Consider the following 21,656-nt stretch of genomic DNA (forward strand, 5'->3'; position numbering starts at 1 on the left):
TGGGCTCCACAAGGGAGAAGGGAGGGGCTGGCAGCCTCACCCAAAATATTCTTGCAGCGGCCGCACTTCGAGGTTCCCAGCCCGCAGCGCCGCAATCGCCTCTGCCACGGCCGCCGCACCCGACAGCGTCGTGTAATAAGGCACCTTCTGCATCAGCGTTGCCCTGCGCAGCGACTTGGAGTCCGACACCGCCTTCTGGCCGTCGGTGGTGTTGAAGACGATCTGGACCTGGCGGTTGCGGATGGCGTCCTCGATGTGGGGTCGGCCTTCGAGCACCTTGTTGATCTTTTCCGCCACCACCCCGTTCTCGGCGAGGAAACGGGCGGTGCCGGAGGTGGCGAGCACCTTGAAGCCCTGGCCGGAGAGGCGCTTCACCGCCGGCAATATGCCCTTCTTGTCCTCGTCGCGCACCGAGACGAACAGGGTGCCGGAGCGCGGCAGGTCGACATTGGCGCCGAGCTGGCTCTTGGCGAAGGCAAGGGCGAAGTCGCGGTCGAGGCCCATCACCTCGCCGGTCGAACGCATTTCCGGCCCCAACAAGATGTCGACGCCGGGGAAGCGGGCGAAGGGGAAGACGGCTTCCTTGACCGCGATGTGGCCAGGATTGCGCGGGTCGGGCATGGCGCCGTAGTGGGCGAAGGCGTTTTCCAGCGTCTCGCCAGCCATGATGCGGGCGGCAATTTTCGCAATGGGACGGCCGATGGTCTTGGCGACGAAGGGCACGGTGCGCGAGGCGCGCGGGTTGACCTCCAGCACATAGACCGTGCCGTCCTTGATCGCGTACTGCACGTTCATCAGGCCGCCGACATTGAGCGCGCGAGCGAGTGCGGCGGTCTGGCGCTCCAACTCGTCGACGAGGTCGGACGGCAAAGCGTGGACCGGCAGCGAGCAGGCGCTGTCGCCGGAATGGATGCCGGCCTCCTCGATATGCTCCAGGATGCCGGAGACGAAGGTATCCTTGCCGTCGCAGAGGCAGTCGACATCGACTTCGATGGCGCCGGTCAGATAGGTGTCGAAGAGCAGCGGGTTCTTGCCGAGCAGCGTGTTGATCTGGCCGGTCTTGTCGTTGGGGTATTTCTGCTTGATGTCCTCCGGCACCAGGCCGGGCACGGTGTCGAGCAGGTAGGTCTGCAGCATGCCCTCGTCATGGATGATCTGCATGGCGCGGCCGCCGAGCACGTAGGACGGGCGCACCACCAGCGGGAAGCCGAGCTCGGCGGCGACGAGGCGGGCCTGCTCGACCGAATAGGCGATGCCGTTCTTCGGCTGGGTGAGGCCGAGCTTGTGCAGGAGCTTCTGGAAGCGGTCGCGGTCCTCCGCCAGATCGATCATGTCGGGCGAGGTGCCGAGGATCGGGATGCCGGCCTTCTCCAGCGCGTCGGCCAGCTTCAGCGGCGTCTGGCCGCCGAACTGGACGATGACGCCGACGAGCTCGCCGGAGGCCTGCTCGGCGCGCAGGATCTCCAGCACGTCCTCCGCCGTGAGCGGATCGAAATAGAGGCGGTCGGAGGTGTCGTAGTCGGTCGACACGGTCTCCGGGTTGCAGTTGACCATGATCGCTTCGTAGCCGGCATCGCGCAGCGCGAAGGCCGCATGGCAGCAGCAATAGTCGAACTCGATGCCTTGGCCGATGCGGTTGGGGCCGCCGCCGAGGATGACGACCTTCTTGCGCGACGAGACGCGCGCCTCGTTGGCGAGTTCGCCGGCGAAGGGCACCTCATAGGTCGAGTACATGTAGGCGGTCGGCGAGGCGAACTCGGCCGCGCAGGTGTCGATGCGCTTATAAACCGGATGAACGTCGAGCTTTTGTCGAGTCTTCTGAATCACTTCCAGGTCGGTCTTGGTCAGCGACGCGAGGCGGGCGTCGGAGAAGCCCATGGCTTTCAGCATGCGCAGATTGGTCGAGTCCTGCGGCAGGCCATGCTCGCGGATGCGCTCCTCCATGGCGATGATGCCGGCGATCTGCTCCAGGAACCACGGGTCGATCTTGCACATGGCGTGCACGTCTTCGAGCGACGTGCCCATGCGGATCGCCTGCGCCACCATGCGCAGCCGGTCGGGGGTCGGCGTGCCGAGCGCGGCGCGGATGGCGTTGCGGTCGTCGACGTGGCTGGCTGGCGCAGTCCCGTGGCCGATGCCGGGAATCTCGATCTCGTCGAGGCCCGTCAGTCCGGTCTCTAGACCACGCAGCGCCTTCTGCAGCGATTCCTGGAAGGTGCGGCCGATGGCCATCACTTCGCCGACAGACTTCATGGCGGTGGTCAGCACCGGCTCGGCGCCGGGGAATTTCTCGAAGGCGAAGCGCGGGATCTTCGTCACCACATAGTCGATCGACGGCTCGAAGGAAGCCGGCGTGGCGCCGCCGGTGATGTCGTTCTCCAACTCGTCCAGCGTGTAGCCGACGGCGAGCTTGGCGGCGACCTTGGCGATCGGGAAGCCGGTCGCCTTGGAGGCCAGCGCAGAGGAGCGCGAGACTCGCGGGTTCATCTCGATCACCACCAGGCGGCCGTCGGCCGGGTTGACGGCGAACTGCACGTTGGAGCCGCCGGTCTCGACGCCGATCTCGCGCAGCACCGCGATCGAGGCGTTGCGCATCATCTGGTATTCCTTGTCCGTCAGCGTCAGCGCCGGCGCGACGGTGATGGAATCGCCGGTGTGCACGCCCATCGGATCAAGGTTCTCGATCGAGCAGATGATGATGCAGTTGTCAGCCTTGTCGCGGACAACCTCCATCTCATACTCCTTCCAGCCGAGCACGCTCTCCTCGATCAGCACCTCGGTGGTCGGGGACGCGTCGAGGCCGGACTGGACGATGTCGTAGAATTCGGCGCGGTTATAGGCGATGCCGCCGCCGGTGCCGCCCATGGTGAAGGAAGGGCGGATGATGGCCGGCAGGCCGACATGGTCGAGCGCCTGGGCGGCGACCCCCATGGCATGGCCGATGTAGCGCTGCTTGCGGTCGCCTTCGCCGAGGTTCCAGCGCGTTTCGAGCGCGTCGAGCGCGGCATCGAGGTTTTCCGGGTTTTCGGCCTTGAGCGCGGCGCGCTCGGCCTCATGGATCTTGCGGTCGGCGTCCTTGACCTCGGTGGCGTTGGCCAGCATCGAGCGTGGCGTCTCCAGGCCGATCTTGCTCATCGCCTGGCGGAACAGGGCGCGGTCCTCGGCCTTGTCGATGGCATGCGCGTCGGCGCCGATCATCTCGACACTGTAGCGGTCGAGCACGCCCATGCGGCGCAGCGACAAGGCCGTGTTCAGCGCCGTCTGCCCGCCCATGGTCGGCAACAGCGCATCGGGGCGTTCCTTGGCGATGATCTTGGCCACCACTTCCGGCGTGATCGGCTCGATATAGGTGGCATCGGCCAGCTCCGGATCGGTCATGATGGTGGCCGGATTGGAGTTGACCAGGATGACGCGGAAGCCCTCTTCCTTCAGCGCCTTGCACGCCTGGGTGCCGGAATAGTCGAACTCGCATGCCTGGCCGATGACGATGGGGCCGGCCCCGATGATCAGGATCGACTTGATGTCGGTACGTCTTGGCATGTCTACAGGTTCCGTTCGGCGAGCGGCTTGCACGAAAAACCGGGCGGGGGGAGGACCCGGCCGGTTGTGCTTGCGATTCTGGTATCAGGCTAGGAGGGCCTTATAGGGAAGAGTTTTGGCGGATGTAACCCCGAAAATGAGGGAGTAGGGGAGTAAGGGAGTAGGGGAGTAGGGGAGGGAGTAGGGGAGTAGGGGAGTAGGGGAGTAGGGGAGGAGACAGGTTCAAGCGGGCTGCGAAACATACTTCCCTATTTCATTCCCCCAGCGCCAACGCATCCGTAATCTCAAACCGCTCGGAAACGCCGACGCGGATCATGTTGAGCGTGCCCTCGCGAGTGAAACGGAACTTGTCCGGCGAGTCCGAGCCGGACGGCTGGCCGTCGCGGAAGAGGATGAGCCGCGTGCCGCCGTCCGGCCAGGCCACGGTCACGTCGCTGTCGCCGCCTGCACGCGCGACCGAGACTTGGCAGCGCGTCATCGGCTGGCCGATGCGGCGCGCGCAGGGAATGCCGCCGGCGGCATCCGGGGCAGGAGCTTCGGAGCCCGAGGTTGCCGCTGACGCCGCGAAGGCGAGGCCATAGGCGTCCTGCATGGCGGTCCTGCCGATATCGGCAGCGGAGGGCGGCTCGGCCGGGTCGGCGCTGCCCAGGCGCGCGCTGATATCGGGCGGCGGCGCTTCGGCGGGCGAAGCGCTGACTTCGGTGACCGGGGCGGCGCTGTCGTCGGGCGCGGGTGCCGGATTGCCGGGGCTGAGATAGCGCGCCGGCGCCCAGCCGACGATCTTCGCGCCCTGGGTGTCCTCGATCTTGCACCATGGATAGCCGTTGACGACATTGCAGCCGAGATTCTTGACAGCCACTCCGTTTGGCAGCCGCGCCGTCACCTTTCCGCCCGCTGAAGCGGTGGCGCGAATGTTGAGGAGGTCGTCCGGCGCCAGGCCGCCGATGATGGAGATGACCGTCTCTGGCGCGTCCTGGGCGAAAGCCGGCAGGACGGCCACCAGCAGCTGAGCGGCGAACAGTATCTGCAGCGTCGATCGGAGCGTGACTGTGCGCCTCATCCTTCGGCCATGGGCAATGCACTGCAATTCACACGGCGCGACTCAAGGAGCGCCATCGCAAGCCGAGGCGTTTATAGGAGACGTTGCTGCGCGATGTCATCGGAAAAATCCGGGCCGAAGGGTCATGACCAATTCAGGCGTCGATCTCGGTCTCCGCTGTGCCAATCACCGGCAGCGCCTTGTCCTCACCGGCCGCCGTTATCACGCTGTCGAGCAGGCCGGGGAAGCGGGCATCGAGATCAGCACGGCGCAGCGTGATCAGACGGCTGGTGCCGACCACCTCGGCGCGGGTCACGCCAGCTTCGCGCAGCTTGGCGAGGTGGTAGCTGAGGTTGGTCTTGGAGGCGAGATCGAGGAACTTGCTGCAGCTCAGCGGCACGCCTTCCTTGCTGGCGAGATAGCGCACGATGGCAAGCCTGGTCGGGTCGCCGAGCACGGCGAGCACGATCGGCAGGCTGATCTGGTCAGCGTTGGGGTGGGGCAAGGTCATGGACCAGAATTAAGCACAAACACGGCCGAGTTCAACGCGTCTCCTCCTTCGGCGGACCCGGACGATCCGTTCATCCCGGCCTCGTGCTGACATAGAGCTGTCAGCAGGGTTCAGCTATTTTTCCCAGGGTCCGTTGACATAACGTGCTGCCATGTCCAATTGTTCAATGACTTTTGAACTAAGGACAGATCCCATGGATAAGCGGCTCTACTGGCTAGCGCTCGGATCGTTCACGATCTCGACCGAAGGCTTCGTCATTTCCAGCCTCCTGCCCGACATCGCCGCCGATGCCGGCATCTCCGTTCCGCTCGCCGGCTCCCTGATCACAGCCTTCGCGCTTGCCTATGCGATCGGCGCGCCGGTCCTGGCGACGCTGACCGGCGAGTGGGACCGGCGGCGCGTGATCCTGTGGACGCTGGTGTTCTTCGTCGTTGGCAATGTTGCTGCCGCGCTCAGCTCGTCCTTCGAGCTGCTGCTGATTGCCCGCATCGTCATGGCGCTTTCGTCAGGCCTGTTCGCCGCGACCGCCCAAGGGACAGCGGTAGCCCTGGTCGATGATCACCATCGCGCACGCGCCATCGCCGTCGTCGTCGGCGGCACCACGGTGGCGGTTGCGGTCGGCGCGCCGCTCGGCGCGCTGGTCGCGGCCATCGCCGGCTGGCGCGGCACCTTCTTCGCAGTCGCCGGCCTCGGCGCGCTTGCCGGCGCGATCCTGTGGTGGCGCTTGCCGCGCGGCATCATCGGCACCAGGCTGCCGCTCAAGGCGCGGGTGGCGGCGGCGCTCCGTCCCGGCATCATGCCGATCCTGGCGACGACGGTGCTGGCGCTGACCGGCGCCTTCACGGTGTTCGCCTTCATCGCGCCGTTGGCCATCGACGGTGTGGGCTTGAGCCCGCTGGCGCTGCCCGGAATGCTGCTCGCCTTCGGCATCGGCGCCGTCATCGGCAACATCGCCGGCGGCCAGGCGGCCGACCGCTTCGGCGCGACCCGCACCGTCGGCTGGTCGCTGGCGCTGAGTGCAGCGATGCTCGTCACCTTCTCGCTGATTCCGACCTTCCTGCCGCACACGATCGCCGGCCCGGCACTCTTGGTCATGATGGTGCCGTGGGGCATCGTCGGCTGGGCCTTCGCGCCGGCGCAGGCGAGCCGCATCATCAGGATCGCGCCTGATGCGGCGCCAATCGTGCTGTCGCTCAATGCTTCGGCGCTCTATTTCGGCGTCGCGCTCGGCGCGATCGTCGGCGCTGCCGTGCTGCGCCTCGGCGCGCCGGCGGATCTCGGCCTGATCGCGGCGCTGTTCCCTATCGCTGGATTGGGCGTCGTGCTTGCCGGTCGGGTGCTTGCCCGGCCAGTCGCCATGCCGGCGGAATAAGATCGGAACTGGTTGCCTTGCGCGACGCTACGTCGTGCGACGCCGCTCTCAAGCTGGCCGCCACATCTGCAGGATCGAGGCGGCCAGCAGCAGGCCAAGGACGATGTTGAGCGCGCGCCACTGCCGCTCGGTCTTGAGCAGCCGGGCGAGCAGCGTGCCCGCTACGCACCAGAGCGACAAAGAAAAGGCCGCGGCAAGGCCGAACACCGAACCGAGCAGTAGCGCAAGCTGGACGGGACTGTCGGCCAGTGCCGCGAAGGAGGCGGCAGCACCCAATCCCATCGCCCAGCCCTTCGGGTTCATCCACTGAATGCCGGCGCCGCCGAAAAAACTGTTCGGCCTGGCCATGCTGACATCGAGATTGGGCGGGCCACTGCGGCCGATCTTGAGCGCCAGCCAGATCAGGTAGATCGAGCCGGCGATCTTCATCGCGAGTTGCAGCGAAGGGACGGCGGTGAGCAGTCCGGCGAGGCCTGCCGCGCCGGCAGCCGCCACCGATGCCAATCCCGCCGCGCTGCCGGCCATCAGCGGCACCGACCGGCGAAAGCCGAACTGCGCGCCGGACGCCGTCGAAAGGGTTGTCGCGATCCCAGGCGTCGAGGTCGAGACCAGCGCGAACAGGACAAGAGGGATAACGGTCTCGGACATCTGGCTTCCCCGGTGGAAGGAGCGTCGGAATCTAGCCGTCCTGCATCATCAGTAAATGCAATGTTTGATATGGATTGAATTACAAAATATAATGCCATTTATGATCCGCGATCTCGACACGACCCTCATTCGCACCTTCGTGACCACAGCCGAGAAGGCGAGCATGACGGCCGCCGCCAACGCGCTTCATCTGACCCAAGGCGCGGTCAGCCAACACGTCAAGCGGCTGGAGGAGGTGCTTGGCCAGACATTGTTCGAGCGCGACCGGCGAGGCCTGAGGCTGACGCGCGCCGGCGAGCGGCTGCTCGACAACGGCAGGCGGCTGTTGCAGTTGAATGACGAGATCCTGGCAGAGATCCGGGGCAAGGTGGTTGCCGGACAGGTGCGGCTCGGCGTGCCATACGATCTTGTCGGCACGCTGCTCCAGCCGGTGCTGAAGGCCTATGCCGAAGCCTTTCCGCAGGTGGAGATCTCGCTGGTCTGCGCCTCCTCGCCCGAACTCGCGGCGGCACTTGCGGCAGGGACAATCGATCTTGCCATCATCGAGGAGCGGGCCGGGCGATCAAGCGGCGAATGCCTGCTCGTCGACCGGCTGGTCTGGGTCGGCGCGAGAGGCGGAACGGCACGGCTGAAACGACCGCTGCCGGTCTCGATCGTCGCCGACACCTGCGCGTTCCGACCGGCGGTGCTGGCCGCGCTCGGTGAGCATGGGCTCGACTGGCGCACCGTGTTCGAAAACGGCAATATCGACGCCACGACGGCGACGGTGCGTTCGGACCTTGCGGTGACCACGTGGCTTGCCTCGACGGTGCCTGTCGATCTCGACATCCTGTCCGATGCCGGCCTTCCGCCTCTGCCGGAGTTTTCCGTGAACCTGCATCTGCCGAAACACGCCGTCACACCGCCCGCGCAAGCCTTCGCGGATCATATCCGCAAAGGCTTGGCGCGCTACCGTCAGGCAGCGTGAGCGCGAGTTCCCCTCGCCCCTCCGCATTCGTGGAGGCGAGGAACGGATCGCCGGTTCTACTTCCAGGTGCGGCGCCGCTCGAGCTCAGCCTCGGAAGGCTCCTCCTGGGCGAACGAGCCGGTGCGGATCTCGCCGCTGCGTTCATAGTTCGCCATGATCACGCCGGTGCTCGAGGCCTGCGACCTGGTGAGCCTGAAGGCAGCCGGCATCGCGCCGTCGCCGAACAGTCGCTTGCCCTTGCCGAGCAACAACGGGAAGATCATCAGCCGGATCTCGTCGATCAGCCCGTTGGCGAGCAGAGTCTGGATCAAATTGCCTGATCCCTGAATGAGCAGGTCAGGTCCGTCTTCCTCTGTGAGCTGCCGGAGCCTTGCCACGACATCTGGCCCAAGCGAGTGGGTGTTCTCCCAAGTCAGGGAATCCGGGCGGTGCGTCGCCACATATTTGGTCGCGGGGTTGAAGGCATCTGCGATCTTATCTTTCTGATACGGCCAGTATGCGGCGAAGATGTCGTAGGTTCTGCGGCCGAGCAGCAGGGCAAAGGGTTTGGAGAATAATTCATCCAAAGCGGCGCCTGCCACCTCATCAAAGTAATGAAACGTCCAGCCGCCGAATTTGAAGCCGCCGACCGGATCCTCTTCCGGTCCGCCCGGCGCCTGCATGACGCCGTCGAGGCTGACGAATGTGGCGGCGATGATCTTTCGCATTTGTCTCTCCCTTATCGTTATCCGCGCCGTCATGGCAGGGCTGTCAGCCTAAGGACGAGCCGCAAGGCTCCGTTCCGACACGGGTCTGTCAATTTCTTTGGCGCTTGCTGTCGGCGCGAACGGCGCGTGACGAGAACCAGACATCCTCGAAGATGGCGGTGGCGGTGCGGTCCGGTGTCCTGTCGGCGGAAAGCCAGATCGAGCGGCTTCGCGCCGCCTTGTCCCGGTCGGGGATTTTCGCGGACGGACCAACGGCGGAAGCGCCGACGCAAGGGATGAACCAGGAGCCCATGAACGGCTCGCAGGAAAAGCCCGCCTGCGTTCTGGTGACGACAACCGCAAGGCCGATGCGTTCGGCCGGGCGCCATGGAAAGACCAGCCGGCCGCCAGGGTTCAGGGCCTTGAGCCAATTGAGGGGAGGGGCCGCGACCCCGGCATTGACATAGATGATGTCGGAGGGCGGCAGCGCGCTGGCGACCGCATCGCCATGGATGACCTGTACATTCGGATACGACGCGAGGTTCTGCCTGGCGCGCTCGGCAAGGTCAGCCTCCAGCTCGAAGGCGGCAACGGCCCCTCCGGGCTCGACGAGCTTTGCCAGCAGCGCGCTGTAGTAGCCGGTGCCGGCACCGATATGGACTACGGCTTCGCCGGGCTTTGGCGCGATCTTGCCCATCCACATGGCGTGCAGGATCGGCTCGCCATTGTTGATGCCCTTGTCGGCATCGAGCACAACCAGCACGTTCTGGTAGATGAAGCTTGGATCGTCACTCGGGGTTTCGATCCGGCCGTCGCCGGCGATGATCGTCCACGGCCCAGGGCCGAGAAATGCCTCGCGCGGCACCGAGGCGAATGCTTCTTCAAGGCGGGGGCCGGCGGATCGCGCCTGGGCGGCCATCAGTCTGGCATAGAATTTTCGAGCTTCGGCGGAACGCGTCATGTCCTACGAACATAGCGCAGCCAGCCGGTTTGTCGCCGGTCGTGATCTCAGCCGAAACCGGTGACCGTGTCGTAGAGCAGCTTGAAATTGAGCACCAGGATGATGGCGGCGACCACCCAGGCCAGCAACGCGACGGCACGCGGAATGGCGAACTTGCCCATCTTCTTCTTGTCCGACACGAACTGCACCAGAGGCACGACGGCAAAGGGCAGTTGCATCGACAGGATCACCTGACTGAAGACCAGCAACTGGGCGGTGCCTTTTTCGCCGTAAAGCGCAGTGACGATCACCACGGGGACGATGGCGATGCCGCGCGTCAGCAGGCGGCGCGCCCATTGCGGGATGCGCAGCCTAAGAAAGCCCTCCATCACGATCTGGCCGGCCAGCGTTGCCGTGACCGTCGAATTGAGGCCCGAAGCAAGCAGCGCCACCGCGAACAGCGTTGAGGCGATGCCCAGGCCGAGCAGCGGCGAGAGCAGTTCGAAGGCCTGGCCGATCTCGGCGACATCCTGATGGCCGGTGTTGTGGAAGGCCACGGCCGAGACGATGAGGATGGATGCGTTGACGAACAGCGCCAGGATCAGCGCAATGGTCGAATCCGTCGTGGCCCACTTGATCGCGTCGCGCCTGCCGGCGTCGTTGCGCTCATAGGCGCGGGTCTGCACGATCGAGGAATGCAGGTACAGATTATGCGGCATCACGGTCGCGCCGATGATGCCGATGGCGATGTAGAGCATTTCCGGGTTGGTGACGATCTGCGACGACGGCACGAACATGGAATGCAGTATCGAGCCGACCGGAGGGGCGGCGGCCACGATCTGCACGGCAAAGCAGCCGAAAATGATGATCAGAAGCGCGATGATGAAGGCTTCGAGGAAGCGGAAGCCCTTGTTCATCAGGAAGAGCAGCAGGAAAGCGTCGAGCGCTGTGATGATGGCGCCGCCGATCAGCGGAATGCCGAACAGCAGCTGCAGCGCGATCGCCGTGCCGATGACCTCGGCCAGGTCGCAGGCGATGATCGCCAGTTCGCAGGCGATCCAGAGCAGGAAGTTGACCGGGCGAGGATAGTAGGCGCGGCAGGCCTGGGCCAGGTCGCGGCCGGTGGCGATGCCGAGCCGCGCGGCCAGCGCCTGCAGCAGGATCGCCATCAGGTTGGACAGCATGATGATGAAGAGCAGCGTGTAGCCGAACTGGGCGCCACCGGCGAGGTCGGTCGCCCAGTTGCCGGGGTCCATGTAGCCGACCGAAACCATGTAGCCGGGTCCGATGAAGGCGAACAGGCGACGGAACCAGACCCCTGTCTGCGGCACCCTGATCGAGGCGTTGACCTCGCGCAGGCTCGGTGGCTCGTCGTCGACCCTGTCAAACCGCCAGGCGGATCGGGCTACGGCTGCTGCATCGGCGTCGGACATGAGGCATTCCGGTGAAGAGGGTAGGATTACCGCCTCTATTTACGCCATGGCTCAACATTATGCAATAGGCTATATTTCATTGATCGTGCTTTCGTGATATGCGCAAACAGCGCTTGGCCACCCGCCGCGAAGGCCGGTTGCGTCGGCGTGGGAATGCAAATAAACGGCCAGACTACGCCGGGTCCGTGCTATGAATGCGGAGCCGATTCAATCCCAAGGAGGGGCGCGTATTGGCGCTGAGGAACAGACCGGTTCGACGCGAAAACGCGCTCCCCGATGCCGAAATCCACTCGGAGGGCTTTCGGCAGACGCGGGAAGCGCGCCGCGGCGCGCTTGTCGAAGACTATGTCGAACTGATCGCCGATCTCATCGAAGACGGCAATGAGGCGCGTCAGGTCGATATCGCGGCAAGGCTCGGCGTCGCGCAGCCGACCGTGGCGAAGATGCTGACCAGGCTGTGCGCCGACGGGCTGGTCTCGAGAAAGCCCTATCGCGGCGTGTTCCTGACCGAGACAGGCCGCAAAGTCGCCGAAGAAAGCCGCATCCGACACCAGACGGTCGAGGCCTTCCTGCGCTCGCTGGGTGTCAGCGCCGAGACGGCGCGGATCGATGCCGAGGGCATCGAGCACCATGTCAGTGCCGAGACGCTGGAAGCTTTCCGCAGAGCGATGACCGCGCGCTGACCCCCTCGGTTTCCAGTCAAGCTGGAACCGCCAAGCATCCAGCGCGTTCGTCTCCAGTCCGCGATCATGGCGGCCAGGGAGGAATGCGATGGGCGTCGAACACGCACCGACCGAAAAAGGCAAGGAGGCGGCAAAGGGATTACGGCAGGCGGCAGCCTTGGACAAGCGCAAGACCGAGGCCGAAACCGGCCGCCCGCTGAAGAAAGGCGCAGCGCGGTCCGAGGAGCGCTCAAAAAGCTCCGACGGCAAAAGCGCCGGCACAAAGCAGTGAGGCTGAAAACGACGGGCTCCGGATCTCACCCTCCGCACAACCCAAAAAAGCTGTGCCTTGAAGTGACATTGGGCTAATTGTTACGAGGGGGCGGTCGCGGACCGGACCTGACATACGCATCGCGAGGAGTTGCCATGCTTTGGAGAGGCCGTCGTCAGAGCGACAATATTGAGGATCAGCGCGGTGACAGCGGTGGTTTCGGCGGCAGCCCTGGCCAGTTCCGCATCCCGATCGGTGGTGGTGCCGGCGGCGGACGGATGTCCATGTCGACCATTATCATCCTGGTGGTGCTCTATTTCGGCCTGAAGGCACTCGGAATCGATCCGCTGCAAGTGTTGAGCGACGGCGGCTCGCTGCCGGGTGGCGGCGGTCAGATCACCGAAGACAACAGTTCCCAGGGCGGCGCGCCGGCTTCCGACGAGATGAAGCAGTTCGTTGCCACGGTGCTGGCAGAAACCGAGGACACCTGGACGGGCATCTTCAAAGCGAACGGCTTAACCTATGAAGATCCGAAGCTGGTGCTGTTCAGCAGCCAGATCCGCTCGGCCTGCGGGTTCGCCTCGTCGGCGGCGGGGCCGTTCTACTGCCCGAACGACCACAAGGTCTATCTCGACATGACGTTCTTCCAGCAGTTGGATCAGCAGTTCGGAGCTTCCGGCGAGTTTGCCAGGGCCTATGTGATCGCGCATGAGGTCGGCCACCACGTGCAGAACCTCACCGGAATCCTGCCGAAGTTCAACCAGATGCGGCAAGGGATGAGCGAAGCCGAGGCCAACCAATGGTCGGTGAAGGTCGAACTGCAGGCCGACTGCTTCGCCGGGGTGTGGGCGCACTACACCGGACAAAAGGGGATTTTGGAGCAGGGCGACATCGAAAGCGCGCTAAACGCGGCCAAGCAGATCGGCGACGACACCTTGCAGAAGAAGATGCAGGGCTATGTCGTTCCGGAAAGCTTCAACCATGGCACCTCGGCACAGCGGCAGACCTGGCTGGCCCGCGGCTACAAGAGCGGGAAGCTTTCGGACTGCGATACTTTCAACAACCCGGTCTGAGCGACACATTATCGTCAGGCGTTTGGCAGCGCTGCCGGCAACTCACTGCCAGAATGAGTATTTGCTATTGCTCGCTTGTTGTTCCAGGCAACAAGCTCGCCTATAAGGTGCTCCCGTCTTGGTCCGAGGGCGGCCGAGGAGCTTGACCCCATCATGATCGATCCCAAGACGGCCAAGCGGGGACTTGCCCTCGTTTTCACCACGCTGCTGCTCGACATCATCGGCTTCGGAATTATCATGCCGGTGCTGCCCGCCTATCTGCGGGAACTGACCGGAGTCGGCATCAGCGAGGCGGCGATCGAAGGCGGCTGGCTGTTCTTCGTCTACGCAGCCATGCAGTTCGTGTTTGCCCCTATCATCGGCGGCTTGAGCGATCGCTTCGGCCGACGGCCCGTCCTGCTTGCCTCGGTGCTCACCTTTTCCATCGACAATCTGATCTGCGCCGTCGCCTGGTCCTATCCGATGCTGTTCATCGGACGAGTGCTGGCCGGCATCTCCGGCGCCAGCCATTCGACGACCTCCGCCTTCATTGCCGACATCTCCACCGACGACAACCGGGCTAAGAACTTCGGCCTGCTCGGCATCGCCTTCGGCGTCGGCTTCATCATCGGCCCGGTGCTGGGCGGGCTGCTCGGCACCTTCGGGCCGCGCGTGCCGTTCTACTTCGCCGCGGGGCTCGCCTTCGTGAATTTCCTCATCGGGTTGTTCTTTCTGCCGGAGACGCTCGACGACAAGCACCGCCGCCGCTTCGAATGGAAGCGGGCCAACCCGGTCGGCACGCTCGTCCAGATGCGCAACTATCCGGGCATCGGCTGGATCGGCCTTGCCTTCTTCCTGATGACGCTCGGGCACATGATGTATCCGGCTGTATGGTCCTTCGTCTCCAATTACCGCTACGGCTGGAACGAGCAGCAGATCGGCCTTTCGCTCGGAGTCTTCGGCCTGTGCGGGGCGATCGTCATGGCGACGGTGCTGCCCAGGATCGTCCCGAAGCTCGGCGAATGGAAGACAGCGGCGATCGGCCTCACCTTCACCGCGCTCAGCGCCTTCGGCTATGCGTTGTCGACGCAAGGCTGGATGATCTATGCGGTGATCGTCGCCGGTTGCCTGGAGTCGCTCGCCGACCCGCCGCTCAGAAGCCTTGCCGCGGCCAAGGTGCCACCTTCGGCGCAGGGCGAACTGCAGGGCGCGATGACATCGATCTTCTCGATCACCTCGATCATCACGCCGCTGCTCTATACGGGGATATTTTCCTGGTTCACCGGTCCAAGCGCGCTAGTGGTGTTCGGCGGTGCGCCTTACGTGCTCGGCGCGATCTTCATGACGTTGGCGGCAATCGTCTTCGTGACGAAGGTGGCCAAGCCGACGCCAAAGGAAGTCGAGCGCATGCACGCCCAGGAAGCGGTGACCGACGCGGTTTGAGGGGTGTTGATATTCAGGTGATGCCGGCCTGCAAATGGCGGCTTCCTGCGCTTCCGGTGCTCACGTGTCTCAAGTACGCTCCGCTCCGATCTCGGAACCCGCCATTTTGGTCGCTTCGCGTCTTCGATTCGGCCTGACCTGAATCTCAACACCCTTAGGCCGCTAGGCCCGTTCGGCCAGCGCTTCTTCGCCGCGGCGCTGGCGGATAAGATTGACGAAGCGGCGGAAGAGGTAGTGCGAATCCTGCGGTCCCGGTGAAGCCTCGGGGTGATGCTGCACCGAGAACACCGGCCGGCCGGTCAGCGCGATGCCGCAGTTCGAGCCGTCGAACAGCGAGACATGGGTCTCCTCGACGCCGTCGGGCAGCGAGTCGGCATCCACGGCGAACCCATGGTTCATCGAGACGATCTCGACCTTGCCGGTGGTGTGGTCCTTGACCGGGTGGTTGGCGCCATGGTGGCCCTGGTGCATCTTCTCGGTCTTGCCGCCGAGCGCCAACGCCAGCATCTGATGGCCGAGGCAGATGCCGAACACCGGGATGTCGGTCTTGAGCAGGTCCTTGATGATCGGAACGGCATAGCCGCCGGTGGCTTCCGGGTCGCCGGGGCCGTTGGACAGGAAGATGCCGTCCGGCTGCATGGCAAGGATCTCTTCCGCATCGGTCTTGGCCGGCACGACGGTGACCTTGGCGCCGAGGCCGGCAAGCAGGCGCAGAATGTTGCGCTTGACGCCATAGTCGATGGCAACGACATGCATCGAGGGCTCGTCCTGCTCGCCGAAGCCTTCGTTCCAGATCCAAGGTGTCTCGCGCCAGACGGAGGACTGGCCAGAGGTGACTTCCTTGGCAAGATCGAGCCCGACCAGGCCCGACCAGGCAGCGGCGCGGCGCTTGAGATCGTCGATGTCGAAGTTGCCGTCGGGCGCATGCGCGACGACGGCATTCGGCGAGCCCTTCTCGCGGATCAGCACGGTGAGCGCACGTGTGTCGATGCCCGCAAGGGCAATGATGCCGCGCCGCTTCAGCCACTGGTCGAGATGTCCGGCTGCCCGGTAATTGGAGGGGTCGGTGACATTGGCCTTGAAGATTGCGCCGACAGCGCCGGCGCGCGCCGCCGGATTGAGGTCCTCGATGTCCTCGTCGTTGGTGCCGATATTGCCGATATGCGGGAATGTGAAGGTGACGATCTGGCCGGCATAGGACGGGTCGGTGAGGATTTCCTCGTAGCCGGTGAGCGCGGTGTTGAAGCACACTTCCGCAACCGCCGATCCGGTGGCGCCGAGGCCGCGACCTTCGATCACCGTGCCGTCGGCAAGGACCAGAAGGGCGGTCGGCTTCTCCGTGACCCAGGGGGCAGTCGTGGCGGCCATGGCGGCACTCCTAAAGACTGCTTCCGGACCATCCCGTCCACGGGACGATCCGCGCAGCAAATAGCGCGCAGCGGCGAATTCGCGGGCCTGCGCGCAACCAAAGTTTCAGTTCATGCGAGGCTCAGTACATAGGGGAAGGCACCGAGGCGGTCAATGAGGCTGCCTCCGAACGGCATCGATTTATTTCGGCAAGCAAAATCAGATACTTGCCGGGATTTGCCTTGTCCGTTCGGCAAAGCTATTGTCCGCCGCGTTCGAAGGAGAAGCACGATGCGCGAGAAAATCGCCGAATCCATGAAGAGCGCGATGAAGGCGCAGGACAAGCACCGGTTGCCGACGCTGCGGCTGATCCAGGCCGCCATCCATGACCGCGACATCGCCAATCGCGGCGCCGGCAAGCCGGCGGCGAGCGAAGAAGAAATCCTGCAGATCATGGCCAAGATGGTGAAGCAGCGCGAGGAGTCGGCCAAGGCGTTCGAGGACGGCAAGCGGCCGGAACTGGCTGCCCAGGAGCGCGGCGAGATGGAGATCATCCGCGAGTTCCTGCCGCAACAGCTCGACGACGCGGCGATCACGGCGGCGGCGCGCGAAGCGATCGCTGCAATGGGTGCTGCCAGCCAGAAGGACATGGGCAAGGTGATCGGCGCGCTGAAACAGAAATATGCCGGACAGATGGACTTCGCCAAGGCAAGCGCCATCGTCAAAGGGCTGCTGCAGTAACGAAAGGCTGTTGCGTTGCTACGTGGCCGCCGCCGCTGGCGAGCGGCGACAGTCTCAAGGTCCCTTGCAGATCGGCACCGGCTGCGGCGGTGGTGCCGGATGGTCCTTCTTGTACTGCGCGATAATCGGCTCGAGCGTCTTCTTCGGCCAGAATTTCGGCGAGCCGATCTCGTTCAGGCAGGACGCGTTCCAATAGAGGCCAGCGCCTGACAGCGACTGGCCGGCGGCCTTGGCGCGGGCGATCGCCGCGATGTCGCGCGATTCAGGATAGATGTAGAGCGTCGTCGGGTTGTTCTTGACCAGCGGGATGATCTGCTCGGCATCGGCGGGCGACCAGCTGGTGCAGCCATTGCTGCGCCCGCCGGCGTAGTTCACCAATTTCCCAAACGGGACAAAACCGTCGTGGTCGGCGTAAGAGCTTTGCGGATTTTTGCGCATGCACATTCCCCGCAGCAGTGCCGCCGGATGGCCACCGATGACGCGCTGCCTAGCGTTTGCGGTCTCGCCTTCACCATCGAATTGGATGAAGGTGCGCATGAACACCGCATCCTGCTTTGCGCCGACGCGGTAGTAGCCCTTGAACGAAGTTTTCGCTTCGGCGGTCATGTAGGCGCCGCCGGCCGTCAGCTCCGAGTCCATCGCATTGCCGAAGTTTTTCGCGCAACGCCTGCCGTTGGAGAAATTGGCAACGCCTTTGAGGTTGCGGCCGCTGCCATGGCCGGACGAGACCGCGCGAAAGAGCTGCTTGGTTTCACAGATGATGTAGTAACGCTGGCCAAGCACACTGTTGCCCAGATCGCCTGGACGCGTCGCGTCCATGGCAAAGTAGCAGGGATTCGCGACCGAACCTTCGCTGACCTTCTTCTGGTAAAGCGCGCGCGCCCGCTCCAACACTATTTGCGAGATCTGCCCTTCGCCATCGCCGACATGGCGCTGCAGCCAGTCGGGAATGTCCGAGGCCCGCGACGCTGCGAAGGAGCGAGGTGTCATCGCCAGCGCGAAGGCGATGAGGACGCTGCAGATAGTGGCGACACCCAGCGGAACAAATTTCAACCGCACCAGCTCAATTCCCCCGTTCACAATTAACTTGCGGTGAATCACCCGAGAACGATCATAAGAGGTATCGCGCCAATCGGCGAAACACTTCTAGTTTAGGTGCAGCTTGCTGGAAATCCGCGATCGGTCATGATCGAAATCGTCAAACCTGCGCTCCAACATCTGCCGTCCTACAAGGCGGCGCTGGAGCGCGGCTGGTCGCCGGACAATGTGCGGCTGCTGGAAGCCACGCGCGAGCAGCTGGCGGCCATCGCGCAAGATCCTGTCGCCTTTCTCGCCAGTCTCGACGATCCCGAGGCGAAGGGGCCGCCGATCGCCTTGCCCGACGGCACCAAGGTGCCGCGCCTGCCGGGTTTTCGCCGCTGGATCTGGGATGGCGAAGCGGCCGGCTCGATTGGCCTTCGCTGGCAGAATGGCACATCCGAGCTGCCGCCGCATGTGCTTGGCCATATCGGCTATGCCGTGGTGCCGTGGAAGCGAGGCCGGGGCTATGCCACTCAGGCGCTGCGGCTGATGCTGGCGGAGGCGAGGGCGGTCGGTCTTGAGTATGTCGAGATCACCGCCAAGCCGGGCAACCCCGCCTCGCAGAAGGTGATAAGCGCGAATGGCGGCAGGCTGGTGGGGCGCTTCCTCGAGGATGCCGCCTATGGCGGTGCCGAGAGCTTGAGGTTCCGGATCGATCTTTGATCGGGCCCGGCTCTACTCAGCCGCTGCCGGCAGCGGCGGCGTCGCGCGGCTGCGCCATTCCCACGCCTGCGAGGCGACGGCCACAGTCACGGCCACCAGCATGGCGAGCACGCCTGCCAGGGGCAGGCTGCGATAGCCGTAGCCGGCATTAAGGATCGCCGCGCCGAGCGAGGCGGCGAGCGCGATGCCGACGTTGAAGCCGGACGGGATGAGCGAGGAGGCAAGGTTGGAGGCGTCGGCGGTCCAGGCGAGAATGCGGGTCTGGATCGGTGCGCCGATGGCGAAGTTGAGGCCGCCCCAGATGACGATCGCCACAACCATCGGCACCGGATAGGGGCTGACGGCATAGATCACCGCCAGCATCACGGCCTGCAGGCAAAGCATGGTGATCAAGGACGGCATCAGCTTCCAATCGGAGAGCTTGCCGCCGATGAAGACCCCGATCGTGGCGCCGACCCCGTTGAGCAGCAGCACCCAGGGGATCAAGTTCTCGTCGAGGCCGGTGACCTCGACCAGGGTCGGGGTGATGTAGGTGAAGAGGCCGAACTGGCCGATCATCAGCATCAGCATCAGGATAAGCGACGTCCAGACCTGCTGGCGTCCCAGCACACGCACTTCCCGCGCCAGGCCAGCCGGCCGGTTCGCGGCCCCGGCCGTGCGCGGCAGCAGGGCGAGCATGGCCAGGATCGCGACGAGGCCCAGCGCTCCCATGACCCAGAAGGTCGAGCGCCAACCCCCGCGCGACCTCCGGCAGCACGCCGGCAATGACGAATTCGGTGGTGCCGAAGGCGAAGGCGGCGATGAACAGGGCAATCAGCGCAAGCATGATTCAAAAACGCGTCGGACGGAATGCACCGCCTCAGATCATGCCGGAGCGCAGCCGGCAATGCAGAAATTGTCGACGCCGCTTTAGCTTTTCTTCAGCGGATCCCAAAACGGGTCTGCTCGGTTCAGGAACTAGGCGACCTTTCGGCGGCCGTAAGGGATCTTCAGCCAGGCCCGTTCGTGCAGATAATAGAGCAGCGATTTGGTGATGACTTCGGTCACGCCAATCGTGGCCGCGAGCTTTACGCTTCCGGTGACGACCAGTGAGATGATCATCGTGTCGATCGTGCCGGTGGCGCGCCAGGAAAGCGCTTTGGCGAAGCTGCGCGAATGGGTGTCTATCAACGCGGTCATCCTCCCAGACTAACTCGACCAACTTCTTAGCCGAGAGAAGCGAGGATGGGCAAAGCCTAATTTCTGCACCGCTGCGGACGAGCCTTGCCGCACGACTGTCGCTAGCCGGCCTTCAGCCGCGAGCCGCCGAGCAGTCCGCGCTCCTCGAGCACGGGATAGGCCATCGATGCGAGCAGCGAGTTGATCTGCTTGAGATCGCGGATGGTGTCGAGATGGATGGAGCTGGTCTCGACGCTCTTGGCGGTGCCGTCGCGCAGCCGCAGGAAATGGCTGGCGCTGGTTTCCTTCTCGCGCTCGCGCAGCAGATCCTTCTCCAGCACCAGCTGGCGCGCCGTCTCGGGATCGCGCGAGACCAGCACGTTGAAGGCCAGCCGCGCATTGGCCAGCACCGAGGCGTGGAAGGCGCAGAGCTCGCGCCACCCCTCGGGCGTGAACTCCAGCCCGCGCTCGAGCTTCTTCCGGACATGCACCAGCATGTTGCGCACGATGATGTCGCCGACCTGCTCCAGCTTGACGCAGGCGCCGATCAGTTCCTGGCAGCGCAGCGCCTCGTCCTCGGTCAGTGGGTTCTTGGTGACCTTGGCGAGATAGAGCTTGATCGCCGCATGCTTCTGGTCGACGCGGTCGTCGAGTGCCGCCAAGGCCTTGATCTTGCCGGCATCGGCGCTCTCGTAGAGCTCGATGATGCGCTTCAGCATGATCTCGACGATCTCGCAGACCCGCACGACCTCGCGGGTGGCGTTGGCCAGCGCCTGGCTCGGCGTGTCGAGCGCGCTCTCGTTGAGCGCCGACAATTCGACGACGTCGAGGCCGGCTGCCGGCTCGGCCTTGCCGCCAATCGCCACGATCTTCTCCGACGCGCGATACACCAGACCGGCGAGCGGCAGGCCGGCAAGCAGGATGATGACGTTGAACAGGATGTGGGCGTTGACGATCTGGTCCGAAGCGGTCGCGCCGAGGAAGGCGAACTGCGGCCTGAAGATCATGAACAGGATCAGCATGACGAGCGAGCCGAGCCCGCGCATCAAGAGGTTGCCGATCGGCACGACGCGGACTTCCGGCGCTGCCGAGCGGGTCAGCACCGGCGCGATGACCGACGAGCCGAGATTGACGCCGAGGATGAGGACCACGCCGAGCTCCGGAGTGATCACGCCGCGGCCCGCCAGCGTCGCCATCAGCAGGACAGCTGCGATGCTCGACTGGAACAGCCAGGTGATCAGCGCCGCCAGCAGGTAAGTGGTTATGGCGTCTCCGGAGAAATAGGTGATGATGACCGGCATGAGCTGGCTGTCGCGCAGCGGCTCGGAGGCCTGGCCGATCATCTCCAGCGACAGGATCAGCAGCCCGATGCCGACCAGGATGCGGCCGGACTGGCGCCAGTCGCGCCGCTCGGTGGCCATGAACATGACGGTCCCAGCGACCAGGCACAACGGCACCAGGAGCGACAGGTCGAAGGTGAGCAGTTTGGCGACCAGCGCAGAGCCGATCTCGGCGCCACGCACAGCGAGCTGCCCGGCGGCGCCCGACACGATGCCGGCGCCGGCGAAGGAGCCGACCAGCAGTGTGACGGCGGTGGAACTCTGCAGCGCGATGGCCAGGCCACAGCCGGCCAGCACCGCCATGATCGGATTGCGCATGGTGGCGCGCAGCCTGTGGCGCAGCATGTCGCCATAGGCGCGCTCGACGCCCGTCTTGACCAGGCGGGTGGCAAACAGCATCAGCGCCACTGCGCCGGCAAGGTGCAGCAGGACGACGGACCCGCTCATGCGCGGCCTCGCGGCGAGGCGGCAGGCAGGCGGAAAAGAGGCCGAATCATAAGCATTTCAGGAGCCGAAGTTACTCCAAACCGATTTTAGCCGGGTAATAAATTATGCACGAATTGGCCTGTGGCTGACAGGCGACGGCGCGTGTCGGAAATGGATGAAAGCACATTGGTTGCATGGGCAAGCCGGACGGCAGGTCCGATGGAGACCGGTCGGCGCAAGGAGTGTTGATTCCATTCGTGTGCATTGATGAGGGTGTTTATATAACCGTCGGAAATCATTACAGAATTGTAATGCAATCGTTCAGTTTCGGTTCATC

The 21,656-nt window shown here is 64.4% G+C and carries 19 protein-coding genes and 1 pseudogene; 8 read left to right on the top strand and 12 right to left on the bottom strand.

Features of this window, described 5'->3' with window-relative positions:
* Positions 1 to 36: 36 nt before the first annotated feature.
* The 3 genes from carB to EJ074_RS24475 all read right to left on the bottom strand — a co-directional run bounded on the left by carB (position 37) and on the right by EJ074_RS24475 (position 5,090).
* Positions 37 to 3,540 carry a carbamoyl-phosphate synthase large subunit gene (gene carB, locus EJ074_RS24465; RefSeq protein WP_095806907.1) on the bottom strand — a complete coding sequence of 1,168 codons (3,504 nt, stop codon included), beginning with the start codon at positions 3,538 to 3,540 and terminating at the stop codon, positions 37 to 39.
* 253 nt (positions 3,541 to 3,793) lie between these two features.
* Complete coding sequence (locus tag EJ074_RS24470; RefSeq protein WP_095806906.1) at positions 3,794 to 4,600, bottom strand: SH3 domain-containing protein; 807 nt, start codon at positions 4,598 to 4,600, stop codon at positions 3,794 to 3,796.
* A gap of 133 nt (positions 4,601 to 4,733) precedes the next feature.
* A complete protein-coding gene (locus EJ074_RS24475; protein ID WP_095806905.1) occupies positions 4,734 to 5,090 on the bottom strand; it encodes a helix-turn-helix transcriptional regulator in 357 nt (118 codons plus the stop codon).
* A gap of 193 nt (positions 5,091 to 5,283) precedes the next feature.
* Between EJ074_RS24475 and EJ074_RS24480 the strand changes: the two genes are divergently transcribed.
* Entirely contained in the window at positions 5,284 to 6,462 is a 1,179-nt protein-coding gene (locus EJ074_RS24480; RefSeq protein ID WP_095806904.1) for an MFS transporter, read from the top strand.
* Positions 6,463 to 6,510: 48 nt separating this feature from the next.
* Here the strand turns inward: EJ074_RS24480 and EJ074_RS24485 are convergent, their stop codons facing one another.
* Positions 6,511 to 7,110, bottom strand: a complete 600-nt coding sequence (locus EJ074_RS24485; protein WP_095806903.1) for a LysE family translocator — start codon at positions 7,108 to 7,110, stop codon at positions 6,511 to 6,513.
* Between the two features lie 100 nt (positions 7,111 to 7,210).
* Between EJ074_RS24485 and EJ074_RS24490 the strand changes: the two genes are divergently transcribed.
* Positions 7,211 to 8,077 carry a LysR substrate-binding domain-containing protein gene (locus tag EJ074_RS24490; protein WP_095806902.1) on the top strand — a complete coding sequence of 289 codons (867 nt, stop codon included), beginning with the start codon at positions 7,211 to 7,213 and terminating at the stop codon, positions 8,075 to 8,077.
* 56 nt (positions 8,078 to 8,133) lie between these two features.
* On the opposite strand, the gene EJ074_RS24495 is transcribed toward EJ074_RS24490, so the two are convergent.
* From EJ074_RS24495 to EJ074_RS24505, 3 genes are all read right to left on the bottom strand, one after another.
* Positions 8,134 to 8,784 (bottom strand): dihydrofolate reductase family protein, encoded by a 651-nt coding sequence (locus EJ074_RS24495; protein ID WP_095806901.1) that lies wholly within the window; start codon positions 8,782 to 8,784, stop codon positions 8,134 to 8,136.
* A gap of 88 nt (positions 8,785 to 8,872) precedes the next feature.
* The gene (locus tag EJ074_RS24500) at positions 8,873 to 9,724 is read right to left on the bottom strand and encodes a protein-L-isoaspartate O-methyltransferase (protein ID WP_095806900.1); all 852 of its coding nucleotides are present in this window, start codon (positions 9,722 to 9,724) and stop codon (positions 8,873 to 8,875) included.
* 47 nt (positions 9,725 to 9,771) lie between these two features.
* On the bottom strand, positions 9,772 to 11,136 hold the full coding sequence (locus tag EJ074_RS24505; protein WP_129553844.1) for an Nramp family divalent metal transporter: 1,365 nt from the start codon (positions 11,134 to 11,136) through the stop codon (positions 9,772 to 9,774).
* A gap of 230 nt (positions 11,137 to 11,366) precedes the next feature.
* On the opposite strand from EJ074_RS24505, the gene mntR reads away from it, so the two are divergent.
* From mntR to EJ074_RS24525, 4 genes are all read left to right on the top strand, one after another.
* Positions 11,367 to 11,819 (top strand): manganese-binding transcriptional regulator MntR, encoded by a 453-nt coding sequence (gene mntR, locus EJ074_RS24510; protein WP_165350005.1) that lies wholly within the window; start codon positions 11,367 to 11,369, stop codon positions 11,817 to 11,819.
* An 88-nt stretch (positions 11,820 to 11,907) separates the two neighbouring features.
* Complete coding sequence (locus EJ074_RS24515; protein ID WP_095806897.1) at positions 11,908 to 12,090, top strand: hypothetical protein; 183 nt, start codon at positions 11,908 to 11,910, stop codon at positions 12,088 to 12,090.
* A 134-nt stretch (positions 12,091 to 12,224) separates the two neighbouring features.
* Positions 12,225 to 13,142 carry a neutral zinc metallopeptidase gene (locus tag EJ074_RS24520; RefSeq protein WP_095806896.1) on the top strand — a complete coding sequence of 306 codons (918 nt, stop codon included), beginning with the start codon at positions 12,225 to 12,227 and terminating at the stop codon, positions 13,140 to 13,142.
* A 153-nt stretch (positions 13,143 to 13,295) separates the two neighbouring features.
* The gene (locus EJ074_RS24525) at positions 13,296 to 14,564 is read left to right on the top strand and encodes a TCR/Tet family MFS transporter (protein WP_095806895.1); all 1,269 of its coding nucleotides are present in this window, start codon (positions 13,296 to 13,298) and stop codon (positions 14,562 to 14,564) included.
* A gap of 162 nt (positions 14,565 to 14,726) precedes the next feature.
* On the opposite strand, the gene carA is transcribed toward EJ074_RS24525, so the two are convergent.
* On the bottom strand, positions 14,727 to 15,932 hold the full coding sequence (gene carA, locus EJ074_RS24530) for a glutamine-hydrolyzing carbamoyl-phosphate synthase small subunit (RefSeq protein WP_095806894.1): 1,206 nt from the start codon (positions 15,930 to 15,932) through the stop codon (positions 14,727 to 14,729).
* Between the two features lie 270 nt (positions 15,933 to 16,202).
* On the opposite strand from carA, the gene EJ074_RS24535 reads away from it, so the two are divergent.
* A complete protein-coding gene (locus EJ074_RS24535) occupies positions 16,203 to 16,652 on the top strand; it encodes a GatB/YqeY domain-containing protein (RefSeq protein ID WP_095806893.1) in 450 nt (149 codons plus the stop codon).
* Between the two features lie 54 nt (positions 16,653 to 16,706).
* Here EJ074_RS24535 and EJ074_RS24540 read toward each other — a convergent pair whose 3' ends face one another.
* Positions 16,707 to 17,711: a hypothetical protein gene (locus EJ074_RS24540; RefSeq protein WP_095806892.1), complete on the bottom strand. Its 1,005-nt coding sequence runs from the start codon at positions 17,709 to 17,711 to the stop codon at positions 16,707 to 16,709.
* A gap of 126 nt (positions 17,712 to 17,837) precedes the next feature.
* On the opposite strand from EJ074_RS24540, the gene EJ074_RS24545 reads away from it, so the two are divergent.
* Positions 17,838 to 18,395, top strand: coding sequence for a GNAT family N-acetyltransferase (locus EJ074_RS24545; RefSeq protein ID WP_095806891.1), 558 nt, complete (start codon positions 17,838 to 17,840; stop codon positions 18,393 to 18,395).
* A gap of 12 nt (positions 18,396 to 18,407) precedes the next feature.
* Here EJ074_RS24545 and EJ074_RS24550 read toward each other — a convergent pair.
* From EJ074_RS24550 to EJ074_RS24560, 3 genes and pseudogenes are all read right to left on the bottom strand, one after another.
* Positions 18,408 to 19,224, bottom strand: a pseudogene (locus tag EJ074_RS24550) (MFS transporter).
* Between the two features lie 128 nt (positions 19,225 to 19,352).
* Positions 19,353 to 19,562 carry a DUF2061 domain-containing protein gene (locus EJ074_RS24555; RefSeq protein ID WP_095807034.1) on the bottom strand — a complete coding sequence of 70 codons (210 nt, stop codon included), beginning with the start codon at positions 19,560 to 19,562 and terminating at the stop codon, positions 19,353 to 19,355.
* 113 nt (positions 19,563 to 19,675) lie between these two features.
* Positions 19,676 to 21,340, bottom strand: coding sequence for a Na/Pi cotransporter family protein (locus tag EJ074_RS24560; protein ID WP_095806890.1), 1,665 nt, complete (start codon positions 21,338 to 21,340; stop codon positions 19,676 to 19,678).
* Positions 21,341 to 21,656 lie beyond the last annotated feature (316 nt).

Origin of the sequence: Mesorhizobium sp. M3A.F.Ca.ET.080.04.2.1, from assembly GCF_003952525.1 — a bacterium.
Classification (GTDB): Bacteria; Pseudomonadota; Alphaproteobacteria; order Rhizobiales; family Rhizobiaceae; genus Mesorhizobium.